This window comes from Streptomyces sp. NPDC052236 (assembly GCF_044548015.1).
Classification (GTDB): domain Bacteria; phylum Actinomycetota; class Actinomycetes; order Streptomycetales; family Streptomycetaceae; genus Streptomyces.
Genome location: NZ_JBIUBL010000002.1, coordinates 249,357 through 263,284 on the forward strand (window position 1 = coordinate 249,357; position 13,928 = coordinate 263,284).

At 69.3% G+C, this 13,928-nt stretch carries 16 protein-coding genes and 1 pseudogene; 8 read left to right on the top strand and 9 right to left on the bottom strand.

The annotated features are described in order from the left end of the window. Positions 1 to 191: 191 nt before the first annotated feature. Positions 192 to 599 carry a rodlin gene (locus tag ACIHCQ_RS05100; protein WP_399658098.1) on the bottom strand — a complete coding sequence of 136 codons (408 nt, stop codon included), beginning with the start codon at positions 597 to 599 and terminating at the stop codon, positions 192 to 194. 294 nt (positions 600 to 893) lie between these two features. On the opposite strand from ACIHCQ_RS05100, the gene ACIHCQ_RS05105 reads away from it, so the two are divergent. Beyond that, entirely contained in the window at positions 894 to 1,133 is a 240-nt protein-coding gene (locus ACIHCQ_RS05105) for a chaplin (RefSeq protein WP_399658100.1), read from the top strand. A gap of 125 nt (positions 1,134 to 1,258) precedes the next feature. Here ACIHCQ_RS05105 and ACIHCQ_RS05110 read toward each other — a convergent pair whose 3' ends face one another. Then, entirely contained in the window at positions 1,259 to 1,483 is a 225-nt protein-coding gene (locus tag ACIHCQ_RS05110; RefSeq protein ID WP_399658103.1) for a hypothetical protein, read from the bottom strand. A gap of 447 nt (positions 1,484 to 1,930) precedes the next feature. Between ACIHCQ_RS05110 and ACIHCQ_RS05115 the strand changes: the two are divergent. After that, positions 1,931 to 2,149 (top strand): annotated as a pseudogene (locus ACIHCQ_RS05115) (polysaccharide deacetylase family protein); the annotation flags it as partial. 229 nt (positions 2,150 to 2,378) lie between these two features. Here ACIHCQ_RS05115 and ACIHCQ_RS05120 read toward each other — a convergent pair. Together ACIHCQ_RS05120 and ACIHCQ_RS05125 are read right to left on the bottom strand one after the other, a co-directional pair. Next, complete coding sequence (locus tag ACIHCQ_RS05120; protein ID WP_399658105.1) at positions 2,379 to 3,614, bottom strand: glycoside hydrolase family 26 protein; 1,236 nt, start codon at positions 3,612 to 3,614, stop codon at positions 2,379 to 2,381. A gap of 153 nt (positions 3,615 to 3,767) precedes the next feature. Continuing rightward, complete coding sequence (locus ACIHCQ_RS05125; RefSeq protein WP_399658107.1) at positions 3,768 to 4,028, bottom strand: hypothetical protein; 261 nt, start codon at positions 4,026 to 4,028, stop codon at positions 3,768 to 3,770. A gap of 451 nt (positions 4,029 to 4,479) precedes the next feature. On the opposite strand from ACIHCQ_RS05125, the gene ACIHCQ_RS05130 reads away from it, so the two are divergent. After that, complete coding sequence (locus ACIHCQ_RS05130) at positions 4,480 to 4,977, top strand: DUF5949 family protein (protein ID WP_399658109.1); 498 nt, start codon at positions 4,480 to 4,482, stop codon at positions 4,975 to 4,977. Between the two features lie 4 nt (positions 4,978 to 4,981). Here the strand turns inward: ACIHCQ_RS05130 and ACIHCQ_RS05135 are convergent, their stop codons facing one another. From ACIHCQ_RS05135 to ACIHCQ_RS05145, 3 genes are all read right to left on the bottom strand, one after another. Then, the gene (locus tag ACIHCQ_RS05135) at positions 4,982 to 5,122 is read right to left on the bottom strand and encodes a hypothetical protein (protein ID WP_399658112.1); all 141 of its coding nucleotides are present in this window, start codon (positions 5,120 to 5,122) and stop codon (positions 4,982 to 4,984) included. Then, entirely contained in the window at positions 5,119 to 5,253 is a 135-nt protein-coding gene (locus ACIHCQ_RS05140) for a hypothetical protein (protein WP_399658114.1), read from the bottom strand. Before ACIHCQ_RS05140 ends, ACIHCQ_RS05135 begins: the two co-directional genes overlap by 4 nt. Before the next feature lie 80 nt (positions 5,254 to 5,333). Further along, positions 5,334 to 5,606, bottom strand: coding sequence for a chaplin (locus ACIHCQ_RS05145; RefSeq protein WP_399658116.1), 273 nt, complete (start codon positions 5,604 to 5,606; stop codon positions 5,334 to 5,336). 225 nt (positions 5,607 to 5,831) lie between these two features. Here ACIHCQ_RS05145 and ACIHCQ_RS05150 point away from each other — a divergent pair, with 225 nt between their 5' ends. Beyond that, a complete protein-coding gene (locus ACIHCQ_RS05150) occupies positions 5,832 to 6,671 on the top strand; it encodes a trypsin-like serine peptidase (RefSeq protein ID WP_399658118.1) in 840 nt (279 codons plus the stop codon). A gap of 24 nt (positions 6,672 to 6,695) precedes the next feature. Here ACIHCQ_RS05150 and ACIHCQ_RS05155 read toward each other — a convergent pair whose 3' ends face one another. Both ACIHCQ_RS05155 and ACIHCQ_RS05160 read right to left on the bottom strand, forming a co-directional pair. Continuing rightward, a complete protein-coding gene (locus ACIHCQ_RS05155) occupies positions 6,696 to 8,315 on the bottom strand; it encodes an amidohydrolase family protein (protein WP_399658121.1) in 1,620 nt (539 codons plus the stop codon). A 235-nt stretch (positions 8,316 to 8,550) separates the two neighbouring features. Further along, positions 8,551 to 9,834: an amino acid deaminase gene (locus ACIHCQ_RS05160; RefSeq protein WP_399658123.1), complete on the bottom strand. Its 1,284-nt coding sequence runs from the start codon at positions 9,832 to 9,834 to the stop codon at positions 8,551 to 8,553. Between the two features lie 132 nt (positions 9,835 to 9,966). Here ACIHCQ_RS05160 and ACIHCQ_RS05165 point away from each other — a divergent pair, with 132 nt between their 5' ends. The 4 genes from ACIHCQ_RS05165 (at position 9,967) to ACIHCQ_RS05180 (ending at position 13,886) form a co-directional block, all read left to right on the top strand. Then, positions 9,967 to 11,073, top strand: coding sequence for a sugar kinase (locus tag ACIHCQ_RS05165; RefSeq protein ID WP_399658125.1), 1,107 nt, complete (start codon positions 9,967 to 9,969; stop codon positions 11,071 to 11,073). Then, complete coding sequence (locus tag ACIHCQ_RS05170; protein WP_399658127.1) at positions 11,070 to 11,837, top strand: IclR family transcriptional regulator; 768 nt, start codon at positions 11,070 to 11,072, stop codon at positions 11,835 to 11,837. Before ACIHCQ_RS05165 ends, ACIHCQ_RS05170 begins: the two co-directional genes overlap by 4 nt. Before the next feature lie 7 nt (positions 11,838 to 11,844). Further along, complete coding sequence (locus tag ACIHCQ_RS05175) at positions 11,845 to 12,279, top strand: RidA family protein (RefSeq protein WP_399658129.1); 435 nt, start codon at positions 11,845 to 11,847, stop codon at positions 12,277 to 12,279. Between the two features lie 134 nt (positions 12,280 to 12,413). Beyond that, a complete protein-coding gene (locus tag ACIHCQ_RS05180; protein WP_399658131.1) occupies positions 12,414 to 13,886 on the top strand; it encodes a GntP family permease in 1,473 nt (490 codons plus the stop codon). Positions 13,887 to 13,928 lie beyond the last annotated feature (42 nt).

Sequence of the window (13,928 nt, forward strand, 5' to 3'; positions counted from 1 at the left end):
GCCGGTCGGGCGAGCCGGTATTCACCCGTTTGCCGAATGAATTCGAGGGAGAAACGGAGGGAAGTGGCTGGTTCTGGACCATGCGCGGCGCACAGAGTCGTACGCAGCAACAGACAGCCCGAAGACCCCGGCACCAACTGGCGGGTGCCGGGGTCTTCGGCTTTACGTCACTGCTGTCCGCAGGCCACGGGTCACTCGTTCTCCACGCCGTTCCCCGTGAGGATCGGGATGTTGCTGAGAATGTTCGACAGCAGGTCGTCGCCCTTCTCCTGGGTGGAGTTGTCGGCGCAAGCCTGGACCTGCTGGGACGTGAGGATGTCCTGGACCGTGATCGGGATGAGGCCGACGACGGAGCCCACGTTGAGCTTGCCCGGAATGATCGCGATGCAGGGGTCGTTGAGCGTGCCTTGAACGAGGCCGGCCTGCGCGCTCAGGTCGCCGTCCGTGACGAAGTTTCCGTGGGCCTGGCTGGAGCCATTGCCGCTCAGAGCCGTTGTCTCCTCCTCGCTGCCGATGGCCATAGCCTGCGGAGCCATCGTCGCGCCCGTGGCCGCCACGGAGAGGGTGATCGCGGCAGTCGCCATAACCTTCTTGAGCATGTTCCGTCCTTCTGTCGCGTGGATGCCCGCTACTGGAGCGCCCTGACAAACAGTGGTCGGCGGGATTAGTTCCGCGGGTTCACTCAAATGGCCCGCGCCGATGGGTGCGGCCGAACGGAACGGCTGCCGCGCCGACGGCAGGGCACGCCATGGCACGGCAGGGCGGCCCGGCAAGTCCATTGGGCCGAACAGGGGTTACCGGCGCGGTGGGCCGTGTCATCTGGGTGCGTAAACCGTTTCGATCCGTGTGAGCCCTGATGTTGGGCGAAACATCGAAAAGAAGGTGCTATTTCCATGAAGACTGCCAAGAAGGCCGGTCTGGTGCTGGTCGCCGCTGGTTTCGTCGCCGGGACCACCGCAGGGTCCGCATTCGCCGACTCCCATGCGAAGGGTGCCGCTGTCGGCTCTCCCGGCGTGATTTCCGGGAATGTGCTGGAGATCCCGCTCCACATTCCGATTCAGGTCTGCGGCAACACCATCGACATCATCGGCCTGCTGAACCCGGCGTTCGGCAACGCCTGCATCGCCGACTGAGTCTGGTTCGACGCATACGCGTAACACACAAGGGTGGCGCCACCGGTCCTGACCGGTGGCGCCACCCTTGTGTGTGCGGCCGCTGAAACCTGTGCGAGATCTTGTGTGAGACCTTGTGCGCGGATTCAGTTGCCCAGATCGATGCTGCCCAGCAGAGGGGCGACCTCGCCGAGCGCCGAGGCGCCCGTCTTGAGGACCTGCTGCGGCGCATCGCCCTTGATGTTGTTCAGCTCCATGGCGGTACTCGTGACCCTGCTCACCGTGGAGGTGTCCTCGGCCAGTTTCGTACCTACCACCGCCACCTCGCCGAAGGTGTGGGCGAGGCCGCCGTTGAGGCTCATGGGAGGCATGGACGTCGTGCTTGCGGCGTATGCCGGAGAAGCCGCCATAGCAGCGACGGAGCCGACAACGACCGCAGCAGCCCTCACGTACTTCATCTCTTCGAATCCCTTCCTCCGGCGGCGTTCGTCGCCGCCGTCGATCTGCGTAACGAGTTCTGGCCGTGGGAGAAACCCCGCTCCCCAGTCTTTCTCACGGACAACGCGTATCCGGGTATCCGGGTGACTCCAGAAGGCGTCACAAGCGAGTCAGACGTGATTTTCAACTTGCCTTCTGACAAGGTGCACATCTGTTTTCGTTATGTTGCCCGAACAGGGAGAGCCGCAATGTTCTGCCCGGCGCTTTCGGCCGCTCCGCAATCCCCTTCCGGCACCTTGTGGTCCGCGAACTGACGGTTTTTCACCTGGAAGGCCGTGATCCGCAACGGCGTGGACGTGCGGCACTTCGCCGCCGCGACGGAGATCACCGGCACCACCCCCGCGGGCTTCTGCTATCCGTACGGCACGCTCGACGAGCGGACCGTCAGCGCCGTACGGAACGCGGGCTACGCGTACGGCTGCGCCATCGCGCCCGGCGCGCTGACCGGTACGCACGCCCTGCCCCGTACGCACATCAGCCACGCCGACCGGGCCGTACGCCTCTGGGCCAGGCGGCTGCGGCACCGCTTCGGCAGGTGAGGTCCCGGGCGAGTGCGAGGCCCACGGTGTACCCGCGCTGCTCTCGGCCATGGACGCCTTCGTCTCGACGTTCCGGGAAGAGGCCTTCGGTCTCGCCGTGGCCGAGGCGCCGGTCGCCGGGCTGCCCGTCCTGCACCGCGCGTGCCCCGTCATCGCGTCGCGCGTCTGCTGCGGCTGCACGCGTCGGTGGTGGACTGGCGGGACCGGGCGGCCAGGACCGTCAGGACCGTCAGGGCGCGGCTCCCGGCCGCCGCACGCAGATCGCATCGCGGCCGGACAGCCACTGGTTGACCAGGTCGTCCCAGTTGCCCCAGTCGCCCAGATCCAGCGGGACACACCAGGGGGAGGGGTGGGGATCGGGTGCGGGCTTGGTGGGCCTGGGCGGAACGGAGATCGGGGGCGGCGGCGTCGGCTTGGGCGTCGGTGCGGCCGGGACCGGCTCCTCGGCGGGGGCGGGCTTCGTCGGTGTGGGCACGGGCGTGGGGGCCGTGAGCTCGGCCGGTTTCGGCACCGGATCCCGGTCTCCGAACAACTCCGAGCGGAACACCTCTGCCGACTCAGGGTTGTCCTCGCACTGCCAAACGCCGTGCGGACAGTAGTCCGTGATCGTCTGGTAGAGCGGCCGGTGCCGGTCCATCCACTCCAGCATTCGCCTCATGTACTCGGAGTTGTCGCCGTTCCGGAAGAGCCCCCACTCCGGATACGAGATCGCCTTCTTGTGCGCGGCGGCGAACTCGACCTGCCTCCGCAGTCCGTACGGGGCCGTCACCTGCTCGTCGAAGGTCTCGCCGGGGGGCTGGTCGTACGAGTCCATCCCGATGATGTCCACGACCTCGTCACCGGGGTAGCACTCGGTCCACGGAATCGCGTTCACTCCGCGCTTCGGCGCGAAGTCGAAGCGGAAGCGCTGGCCGGGCACGGAGCGCATCGCGGTGACGATGCGATTCCAGTACGCCTTCCAGGATTCGGGGTCGGGTCCGCAGCGGTGCGTATAGGTGACGCTGTTCATCTCCCAGCCCAGGACGATCACCGTGTCCGGTACGCCGAGCCGCACCAGACGCCTGGCGAGCTTCTGGAAGTGGTGATCGAACCGGCCGTCGGCCCCTGCCCGCAGCAGTCGGCGGACCGCGGAATCGGGGAGGTGGTCCTCGCTCCGCTCCAGCATGGGCACGTTGAGCACGAACATCCGGTCGTCCGCGCCGCGCCGCCACGCGGCCCAGGACTCCAGGAAGCGGGGCGCGCCCTCGAAATTGGACCAGACGTCGCCCGGCAGGTACGTGTGGCCGACCCTGGGTTCCGTACCGCCGAGCCGGCGCGACAGCTCCGCCATTCGCTGGACGCCGGCCGGGTCGTACCTCCCGGGTGCGGGTACAGGTGCGGGTGCGGGTGCCGCTCCGGCCGAGAGGAGGAGAGCGGCGGCGACTGTCCCAATGCGGGTGCCGGTGAGACGGCGCCGATGGGGCATGACTCCTCCTTGCCTGAGCCGCGACGACGACACGACAGTAGGCGCAAAATCCGACAAATGGCCTTTCCGGCTGTTGGTCAGTAGGCCATTCGTGACGCGACGCACCCGCATCGGGTCCATCCAGGTGACCCGCCGTCACCAGTAGGAGCAGCGTCAGCCGCGCCCGTGGAGCCAGCCCCGGCGCGATGGCGCGGAAGCCGGCCGGGTGTCGGTTTCACCGCCCGGGCGCGGTGGATAGTGGGAGAGCCGGTTCCACTCCAGATCGGGCAGCCCGGGCAGGGTGCGGCCCTCGGCGGCCCACTCCCGGGTGAGCTGTTCGTAGATCGGGCTGCTGCCGACGGGCGCACTCGCCGGACTCGGAGGGGCGAGTGTCTGGACGCGCTGCCATCGGGCAGGTGCGGTAGTCCTTGCCATCCGTTCTCCTTCGCGGGGAACCACCGGCTTCAGCCGGTGGTGGGGAGCACTCTCATGGCTTCGCCGGGGGACCCCCACCCAGCTGTCAGGCTGGGGGAGAATACGATCCCTTGGCTCCGGCTGGCGCGGAGTGCTCCCGGTTCGCTACAGCGTGTATCGCGCCGTCGGGCGCCGGTCAGGACTTGGCCGTCATGAGGTCGCCACGGAGGCCGAGTGAGAAGCCCCCCTCCCTCCCTCGGGAGGGTGAGGAGTCACAAGTCGGCCAACGCGCGCCGACGGGGTAAGTCACTGCCGGGGCGGTGAGGCGGGGTACGCAAGGAACGGTCTTTCGACCCCGCCGCCCGCGCCGGTGAGATGATTCCCGGCCGAAGGCCCCGGGGTTCCGCCATCCAGGTGAACCGGCCAACGGCTGAGGTGAGGGGGCCCGGCCGGGCAATTAGGGTGCCGAGCCATGACCACAGCCAACGCTTCCAAAAGCATCGTCAATCGCAGCCATTTGGGCACCCTTTCGGTTCTCGCGTGGACCGGTGATCCCGAGGAGGGACAGGACCTGCCCTGCCTGGTCGCCTACTCTCTCGGCGACGGCTCGGGCGGCGCCGAGGCCGGGGAGGAAGCCATCCTCGCGATGATCGAGGAGCTGCGCCTCACGGTGGGCGGCGGCCTGACCGACTGGACCCGGGCGAACAACTCAAGGATCAAGCTGATCGTCGAAGCCGGTCAGGCCGCCATCACCATGCCGTATCTGAGCGGGCAGTGCCCCGTACCGCCGGAGTGGCTGTACGCGGTCGAGGAGCGCGGGCACGCGTACTTCCTGTTGGCCAGCCGCCCCTGGCCGGAGGCGGCCCCCGGGAAGCCCGTCACCGAGGACGCCCTGCGGTCCTACATCGGCGACGAGAAGACGCTCGCCACCGCCGCGCATGTGCTGCTGCCGGTGAGCAAGTTGCGTTAGTCCGTTAGTCGCGTTGGTTGCGTGAGGCGAAAGCGAAGGGCAGCGCGCGGACCCGGCTGTCGAAGCCTGAGTCGACCAGCTCGGGCAGGCCCACCGCGCGCAGCTCCCGGGATCTGGTGAGCGGTTCATGGCACAGCGCCTTCATCTCCTGCCCTCAAGGTGCGGATTGGGGTAGTGGAGCACCACCTTCTCGCCGGGATGGAAGAGGCTGCGGGTGCCGGGCTGGGGGCTGCGCGTCTGGCCCGGCTCCAGCTGGTCCGGCGACGGTTCGCCCATCCCGCCGCTTGTGACATGCCAGCGGCCTCCCTCTTGTACGTGCCTTGTGCGCACAAGGGGAGGCCGCGACGCGCGGCGTCTCAGTAGCCGTTGTTCTTCTGCTTCTTCTTGGTGTCCACAACCGCGCAGGGGTTGCCGAAAGCCGGGTTGAGCAGCGCGATGATGTCCACGGTGTTGCCGCAGAGCTGGATCGGGATGTTGATGGGAACCTGGAGGGCGTTCCCCGAAATGACACCCGGCGAGTGGGCGGCGGCGGCATACGCTCCGGCGTCAGCGGCGGCCATTCCGGCGCTGCCGGCCATGATGGCACTCGAGCCGACGACGACGGCGGCTGCCTTCGCGATACGCGACATCAGTTCTCCTTGCACGATGAGCTCTGCCGCAGGGCTTGCGGCCTTCATGCTCGTTCAACGCCGTAACGGATAACCGGTAACGGATCGGGACCAAACTACCCACCCACGGCACAGGCCCGCTGACCGGATTCCGTCCCTTGTCGGCTGCGACGAAGGCCCCCAACAATGCGCATGACAAACCGAAGGCTCTCTTCGGTCACTGAAGTCGCAAGAGGGGACCCCCACATGAACAAGCCTCTCGTCGGTGCGCTGCTCGCCCTGGCATTCCTCGGGGCTGGCGCGGCACCCGCGGTCGCGGTCAACGCCTCCGCAGACCCCCAAGTCAGAGTCAAAGCCGTCGACTTCGCGGGTACGGTGGCGCTCAGCAACTGTTCCGGCTCGGTGGTGCGGATGCCCGCGTCGGAGTCCGACGACCCCGCCCTCGTACTGTCCAACGGGCACTGCATCGAGAGCGGCTTCCCGGCGGCGGGCCAAGTCATCGTCGACCAGCCGTCCAGCCGTACTTTCGGACTTCTCAACTCGGCGGGCACCAGGGTCGCCACGCTGCGGGCCAGCAAGATCGCATACGCGACGATGACGGACACCGACGTCTCGCTCTACCAACTCACCAGCACATACGCCCAGATACAGAGCAGCTACGGCATCAGCGCCCTTGAGCTGAACGCCGCGCGCCCGGTGGCGGGCACGGCCATCAAGGTCGTCTCCGGGTACTGGAAGCGCATCTACAGCTGCAACATCGACGGCTTCGCGTACCGCCTGAAGGAGGGCCAGTGGACCTGGAAGGACTCGGTCCGCTACACCTCCAGCTGCAACACCATCGGCGGTACGTCCGGTTCGCCCGTCATCGACAACGCGACCGGGAAGGTCGTCGCGGTCAACAACACGGGCAATGAGGACGGCGGGCGCTGCACCGACAACAACCCGTGCGAGGTCGCCGCGAACGGGACGGTGACCGTGCGGCCGGGGATCAATTACGGCCAGCAGACGTACGGGATAGTGCCGTGCGTCGGGCTCGACAACAAGATCGACCTGGGGAGGGCGGGCTGCGCGCTGCCGAAGCCGTAGTCGAAACCGTAGCCATAGCCGTAGCTACGAACGAGCGCGGCGTACGGAGCGGCCCGCCAGCACATCCGTACGCCGTCCGTCCTCGATCACGAACCTGCCGTCGATCAGTACGTAGGGGATGCCCACCGGCAGCGTCCGCGGGGCCTCGAAGGTCGAGCCCGCGGCGACCGTGTCCGGGTCGAACAGGACCAGGTCCGCGCGGTAGCCCTCGCGGACCAGGCCGCGGTCGGGCAGGCGCAGACGGGCAGCCGGGCGGGAGGTGAGGTGGGCCACCGTCTCCTCCAGGCTCAGGATGCCCAACTCCCGTGCGTACCGGCCGAGATAGTGCGGAAACGTGCCGTACGCGCGGGGGTGCGGCTTGTCGCCCTGGAGGATGCCGTCGCTGCCGCCCATGTGGACCCGGTGGCGCATGATCTGCCGGACGTTCTCCTCGTGTCCGACGTGCTGGAGGATTGTGGAACCGAGCCGGTCGCCGATGAGCAGCCGGCGGGCGGTGTCCCAGGGGGCCTCGCCGCGGGTCGCGGCCGACTGCGCGACCGTACGGCCCACGTGGCCCGCGAACACCGGGTCGCTGACGCCCGAGATCTCGATGGTGTCCCACTCGATGGGGACGCCGTGGCAGCCGTCCGCGCCGATTTCCTCCATGTGGTGGCGGATCTTCTCGGCCGTACCGTCGTCGCGCAGCCGCGCCAGGGTCGCGTCCGGGCCGCCCTCGCTCGCCCAGCTGGGCAGCATCGCGACGAGCGTGGTGCAGCCGGGGGTGTACGGATAGGTGTCGAGGCTGATGTCCGCGCCGGAGGCGAGAGCGTTGTCGAGGAGGGCGAGGAGGTCGGGGGCTCGGTCCTTGTTCACGCCGAAGTTCATGGTGGCGTGGGCGAGGTGGAGGGCGCAGCCCGCGTCACGGGTGAGGGTGACCATTTCCTCGTACGCCTGGAGGGCACCGGCGCCGTACGAGCGGTGGTGCGGGCAGTAGTAGCCGCCGTAGCGGGCCACGACGCGGCAGAGCTCGGCGAGCTCGGCGTCGTCGGCGTACATCCCGGGCGTGTAGGTGAGTCCGGAGGACATGCCGACCGCGCCCTGTTCGAGGCCCTCGGCGACGAGCTGCTTCATGCGGGTGAGCTCGGCGGGGGTGGCGGGGCGGTCGTCCCAGCCCATGGCGTACATGCGGACGGTGCCCTGGGGGACGAGGTAGGCGGCGTTGACGGCGATGCCGCGGTCGAGGCGGTCGAGGTACTCGCCGACGGTGCGCCAGTCGAAGTCGACAGTGGGGTCGGTGGCCGTGCCGGTGGGGCCGCCGCCGTTCCAGCCGGTGATGGTCCTGCGGACCTCGGCGAGGGTGCGGTCGTCCACCGGGGCGTACGAGAGGCCGTCCTGGCCGAGGACTTCGAGGGTGACGCCCTGGGCGGCCTTGGCAGAGTGGTCGGGGTCGCGGAGCAGGGCGAGGTCGCTGTGGGCGTGCATGTCGATGAAGCCGGGGGAGAGGGCGAGGCCGGTGGCGTCGAGGACGCGGGGGGCGGAGAGGCGGGCGTTTTTGTCCGGCGGCTGGATGGCGGTGATGCGGCCGTTGGCTATGCCGACGTCGGCGAGGTAGGAGGGGGCACCGGACCCGTCGATGACGCGGGCGGCGCGGATGACCAGGTCCATGGGGTGGCCTTTCTGGGGGTGGGGTGTGGTGCGGGTTGCGGCGGGTGCGGGTGGCGCCTGCGGCGGGCTGTCCCCTACCCGCCCTTTCCCGTAACTTGGGGCTCCGCCCCCAGACCCCCGTACCGCCCTTCGGGTGGGGGTTCGCCCACGCCCCTTGGGGCGTAGGGGGAGTGTCCTCAATCGCCGGACGGGCTGGATCGGGGCGGAGTCCCAGGGGGTTCAGGCAGGTTCGGGCCTAAAAGAACGTACGGATGAAATCCGTGACCGTTCCGTCCGCCTCCACCACCGGAATCAACTGCCACTTGTCAAAGCTCGTGCACGGATGCGACAACCCCATCCCCACCCAGTCCCCCACATCGAGCTCCGCCTCCGCCGTCGTACGAACCCACCCGTGCTGGTCCGAAAGACCGCTCACCGTGACGCCCGCCGCCGGCCGGATCTCCCCCGTGCGCGCGTCGCGGACGACCTGCGCCTCCGGCAGGTCCAAGTCGTACGCCGCGTCGCGCTTCCCCGCGTTGACGAAAGCCTGGTCCGGCGACGGGCGCGAGATCACCTGCGCCCAGAGGCGGAAGGCGGGCTGGAGCGCGCCCTCCTGGGGGATGCGGTTGAAGGGGGTGAGGTGGCGGTAGTGGCCGTCGTCGTGTGAGACGTACGCGCCGGAGCGCAGCAGTTTCAGTACCGGGAGGGAGAGTTCGGGGATCCCGGCGAAGACGTCCGCGACCGCGTCGAACCACGCGCTGCCGCCCGCGCTGATGACGATCTCCTCCGCGGCGGCGAAGCGGCCGGCCTTGTCGAAGTCGGCCGCGAGCGCGGTGAGGCGGCGCAGCCAGGCGTGCACGCGGTCGGTGTCGGCCTGGGGGACCTCGCCCTCGTAGCCCGCGACGCCGACGAGGCGGAGGGACGTCACCGCTGCCACCGCGTCCGCGACGGCCGCGCACTCCGCCTCCGTACGCGCGCCGGTGCGGGCTCCCTCGCCCGCGCCGAGTTCGACCACGACGTCCACGGGGCGGCTCGTACCCCGTAGCGCCTCGTCCATCAGCTCGACGCCGCGCACGGAGTCGACGTAACAGATGAAGCGGAAGCCGGGGTCGGTGTCGAGCTCGTGCGCGAGCCAGCGCAGGGCGGCCGGGTCGACCACCTCGTTGGCGAGGAAGATCCGCTGGATGCCGTACGCGCGGTAGACGCGGGCCTGGTGGGGTACGGCGGCGGTGATGCCCCACGCGCCGTGCTCCAGCTGGCGGGCGAAGAGCTGCGGCGACATGGAGGTCTTGCCGTGCGGGGCGAAGGCGAGGCCATGGCGTGCGGAGTACGTCTCCAGGAGGGCGAGGTTGTGCTCGACGGACTCGGCGGAGAGGGCGAGTACGGGGGTGGTGAAGCCGCCGGTGAACAGGTTGCGGCGCTCGGCCGCGAGCCCGCCGATGGTCAGGCCCGAGGCTTCGGCGTCGGGCGGGAGCCCCTTGAAGCGGTGATCGACCGGTTCGTCGGCGAGCCGGTCAAGCCGTTCGAGCCGATCGAGCATGAGGGCCTCCTCAAAGGCGTTGCATTCTCTGCAACAGTCATTGCGCATCTCGCGTACCGCTGTCTAACATCCGAGCCAGCGCCGGGTCAATGGTGTCCGGCGGCGGCCCACCAACGAGGAGCTTGACCGACTGTGACCGCGACCGGGCTTGTTGATGTCGTCTGTCTTGGCGAGTCCATGGTCACGTTCCTGCCCACGCGGCCGGGACGGCTCGCCGACGTGCCGTCCTTCGTACGGGGCATCGGCGGAGCCGAGTCCAATGTGGCGTGCGGTCTGGCGTCGTCGGGGCACAGCGCGAAGTGGGTCGGCCGGGTCGGCGAGGACGGCTTCGGCGAGCATCTCGTCGCGGCGATCGCGTCGTACGGAGTCGACACGTCGGCGGTGCAGCGCGACGCGCACCGCCCCACCGGGATCTACTTCCGTACGGCCGGCGAGCGCGCGACAGGCGAACAGGCGGACAGTCAGGGGCTTCAGGGGCTTCAGGGGCTTCAGGAGCTCGCGGAGGTCGTCTACTACCGGGCCGGATCCGCCGCCTCCGCCATGTCCCCGTCCACCATGCCCGCCGACGAGCTCTGGTCCGGGCGGATCCTCCATCTCTCCGGGATCACCGCGGCGCTCTCCGCCGACTGCCTCGCCCTCATGCGAACCCTGACCGCCCGCGCCCCCGGCCGCCCGCTGATCTCCTTCGACGTGAATTACCGCATGAGCCTGTGGCGTGACGCCGACGGCCGCGACGCCGACGGCCCCCGCATCCTCCTCGACCTCGCACGCGGCGCGGACCTCGTCTTCGTCGGCGAGGACGAGGCGTACGCGGCATGGGGCCTGCGCGGCGCGCCCGCGATCCGGGCCGCGCTCCCCGAGCCCGAGGCGCTTGTCGTCAAGCAGGGCGGGCAGGGGGCGACCGCATACGTACGCGGCGGGGAGGACGGCACGGACGCCGTCACCTCCGTACCCGCCCTCGACGTCGACGTCGTCGCACCCGTCGGCGCCGGTGACGCCTTCGCCGCTGGATTCCTCTCCGCCACCCTGCGCGGGCTGACCGCCCAGGACCGGCTGCGCCACGGCCACCTGATGGCCGCCGCCACCCTCACCGTCCCCGGAGACCTCGCCGAGCCGCCCTCCCGCGCCCACGCCGACAGGTTGGCCGCACTCGACGACCGCGCCTGGGGCACACTGCGACTCGGCCCCGGCTGGACCGCGGTCGTGGCGCAGGACCCGCAGGAGGTACGTACCGCATGAGCCAGACCGTCGACCGCGCGCTCTCCATCCTTCCCCTGCTCGCCCAGGGACCCGCCGACCTCGGGCAGGTCGCCGAGCGCCTCGGCGTGCACAAGTCCACCGCGCTGCGGCTGCTCCGTACGCTGCACGAGCACGGACTCGTCTACCGCCAGCAGGACCAGCGCTACCGCCTCGGCGCCCGCCTCTTCGCCCTCGCGCAGGAGGCCGTCGAGAATCTCGACGTACGGGAGATCGCACACCCCCACCTCGTCACGCTGAACGAGCAGATCGGGCACACCATCCACCTCGCGGTGTACGAGGAGAGCGAGGTCCTCTATATCGACAAGGTCGAGAGCCGCTACCCCGTACGGATGTACTCGCGGATCGGCAAGCCCGTCGCGATCACCGTCGCGGCCGTCGCCAAGCTGCTGCTCGCCGACCTGCCCGAGCCGGAGCGGCGCGCCATCGCCGAGAAGCTCGACTACCCCATGTACACATCCCGTTCGATCCCCAACCACGCCGCGTTCCTGAAGGAACTCGCCGTGGTACGCGAACAGGGATGGGCCACCGACCTCGGCGGCCACGAGGAGTCCATCAACTGCGTCGCCGCGCCCATCCGGGGCGCGGACGGCAGGGCTGTCGCCGCCATGTCGGTCTCCGCGCCGAATGTCGTCGTCACCGCCGAGGAGCTCCTCACTCTTCTCCCGCTCGTGCGCCGCACCGCCGAGACCATCAGCCGGGAGTACTCAGGACACACCCCACAACGGGCAACCCCTCAGAAATGAGCACAGCATGACCGACGGCAACGCGACCCAGACCGTGATCAAGACCGCGATCACGCCGAGCACGCACACCGCCCCGCCCGCGAAGTTCTCCCACGGCGTCCGCAAGGGCAACATCCTCCAGGTCGCCGGGCAGGTCGGCTTCCTGCCCGCCGTCGAGGGCGAGCCGCCGACGCCCGCCGGACCGACCCTGCGCGAGCAGACCCTGCAGACCCTCGCCAACGTCAAGGCGGTCCTCGAAGCGGGCGGCGCGAGCTGGGACGACGTCATGATGACGCGCGTCTACCTCACCGACGTCGACCACTTCGCGGAGATGAACGCGATCTACAACGCGTACTTCGAGGAGCAGGGCCTCAAGGAGCCCGCCTCCGCCCGAACGACGGTCTACGTCGGCCTGCCCGCGGGGCTCCTCATCGAAATCGACGCCTTGGCCGTCCTCTGCTGACGTCAGCCTGACTCCGTATCTCACGGCACGGCGTGCTTTCCCCAAGCGCCGTGCCGCGATCCGCCACGCCCGAACCGCTCCAGCCTCTGTTCCAGCCCCCGCCCCAGCCTCCCGAACGACAAGGTCTCCCCGCCATGATGCTCGCCGCTGACGCGCCACCACCCGCCCCGCCGCACACCGGCGGCCTGCTCCTCCTCATCGACGGCACCGCGGGTCTGCTGACCGTCGCCGCCCTCGGCATCGCACTGCTCCTCTTCCTGATCATCAAGGTCAGGCTCCAGCCGTTCGTCGCCCTGCTCGCCGTCTCCATCGCCGTGGGACTCGCCGCGGGCCTCTCCGTCACCGAGCTCTTCGGCACGGTCCAGAGATCCGCCGCCGTCTCGGTCATCGAGAGCGGCATGGGCGGCATCCTCGGACACGTAGCGATCATCATCGGCCTGGGCACCATGCTCGGCGCGATCCTCGAAGTGTCGGGCGGCGCCGAGGTGCTGAGCACCCGCCTGCTGAACCTCTTCGGCGAGAAGCGTGCCCCGCTCGCCATGGGCCTGACCGGCCTCATCTTCGGCATCCCGGTCTTCTTCGACGTCGGCATCTTCGTTCTCGCGCCGATCGTGTACGCCGCGGCCAAGCGGTCCGGCAAGTCGATCATTCTGTACGCGATGCCGCTGCTGGCCGGTCTGTCGATGACGCACGCCTTCCTGCCGCCGCACCCGGGCCCCGTCGCCGCGGCCGGGCTGCTCAACGTCTCGCTCGGCTGGGTCATCCTGATGGGCATCCTCGTCGGTCTCCCCGCGGTTCTGGCCGCCTGGGGCTACGCCGCCTGGATCGGAAAGCGGCTGTTCGTCGAGGTCCCGCAGGACATGCTGGAGGCCGCCGAGGACGCGAAGGCCGCCATCGCCGCCGAGCAGACGGCCGCGGGCCGCACCCCGCACGAGAGCCCGGCGTCCCTCGGCACGGTGCTGGCCATCATCGGCACGCCGCTGGCCCTGATCCTGGCCGCGACCTTCTCCTCCATAGCCCTCGACCCGTCCACCCTGCGCTCGGTCATCGAGTTCTTCGGCAACCCGTTCGTGGCCCTGACGATCGCGCTGCTGATGGCGTACTACCTGCTGGGCCTGCGGCGCGGCTGGTCCCGCAAATCCCTGGAGACGGTGTCGACCTCCTCGCTGAAGCCGGTCGGCAACATCCTGCTCGTGGTCGGCGCGGGCGGCGTCTTCGGAGCCGTACTGAAGGGCAGCGGGGTCGCGCAGGCGCTCTCCGACACCTTCAACGGCATCGGACTGCCGGTCATCGTCCTGGCCTACCTGATCTCGCTGGTGCTGCGCGTGGCCCAGGGCTCGGCGACGGTCGCGATCGTCACGACGGCGGGCATCGTGCTGCCGCTGGTGGAGAACGGCGACCACTCGCAGGCGTTCCTGGCGCTGGTCATCATGGCGATCTCGGCGGGCTCGATCTTCGCCTCGCACGTCAACGACGGAGGCTTCTGGATCGTCGCGAAGTACTTCGGGATCTCGGAGCGCGACACGCTGAAGTCCTGGACGGTGCTGGAGTCCGTCCTGTCGGTAGCGGGCTTCGTGATGGCGGCGGCGCTGAGCCTGGTCGTATAAGCGGACATGCAAAAGGGGCGCCCCGGCGGACCGGGGCGCCCC

Coding starts and splice junctions, on each gene's coding strand:
- ACIHCQ_RS05100 (WP_399658098.1), bottom strand. CDS start 599: ATGCTCAAGAAGGTTATGGCGACTGCCGCGATCACCCTCTCCGTGGCG.
- ACIHCQ_RS05105 (WP_399658100.1), top strand. CDS start 894: ATGAAGACTGCCAAGAAGGCCGGTCTGGTGCTGGTCGCCGCTGGTTTC.
- ACIHCQ_RS05110 (WP_399658103.1), bottom strand. CDS start 1,483: ATGCCTCCCATGAGCCTCAACGGCGGCCTCGCCCACACCTTCGGCGAG.
- ACIHCQ_RS05120 (WP_399658105.1), bottom strand. CDS start 3,614: ATGCCCCATCGGCGCCGTCTCACCGGCACCCGCATTGGGACAGTCGCC.
- ACIHCQ_RS05125 (WP_399658107.1), bottom strand. CDS start 4,028: ATGGCAAGGACTACCGCACCTGCCCGATGGCAGCGCGTCCAGACACTC.
- ACIHCQ_RS05130 (WP_399658109.1), top strand. CDS start 4,480: ATGACCACAGCCAACGCTTCCAAAAGCATCGTCAATCGCAGCCATTTG.
- ACIHCQ_RS05135 (WP_399658112.1), bottom strand. CDS start 5,122: ATGAAGGCGCTGTGCCATGAACCGCTCACCAGATCCCGGGAGCTGCGC.
- ACIHCQ_RS05140 (WP_399658114.1), bottom strand. CDS start 5,253: ATGGGCGAACCGTCGCCGGACCAGCTGGAGCCGGGCCAGACGCGCAGC.
- ACIHCQ_RS05145 (WP_399658116.1), bottom strand. CDS start 5,606: ATGTCGCGTATCGCGAAGGCAGCCGCCGTCGTCGTCGGCTCGAGTGCC.
- ACIHCQ_RS05150 (WP_399658118.1), top strand. CDS start 5,832: ATGAACAAGCCTCTCGTCGGTGCGCTGCTCGCCCTGGCATTCCTCGGG.
- ACIHCQ_RS05155 (WP_399658121.1), bottom strand. CDS start 8,315: ATGGACCTGGTCATCCGCGCCGCCCGCGTCATCGACGGGTCCGGTGCC.
- ACIHCQ_RS05160 (WP_399658123.1), bottom strand. CDS start 9,834: ATGCTCGATCGGCTCGAACGGCTTGACCGGCTCGCCGACGAACCGGTC.
- ACIHCQ_RS05170 (WP_399658127.1), top strand. CDS start 11,070: ATGAGCCAGACCGTCGACCGCGCGCTCTCCATCCTTCCCCTGCTCGCC.
- ACIHCQ_RS05175 (WP_399658129.1), top strand. CDS start 11,845: ATGACCGACGGCAACGCGACCCAGACCGTGATCAAGACCGCGATCACG.
- ACIHCQ_RS05180 (WP_399658131.1), top strand. CDS start 12,414: ATGATGCTCGCCGCTGACGCGCCACCACCCGCCCCGCCGCACACCGGC.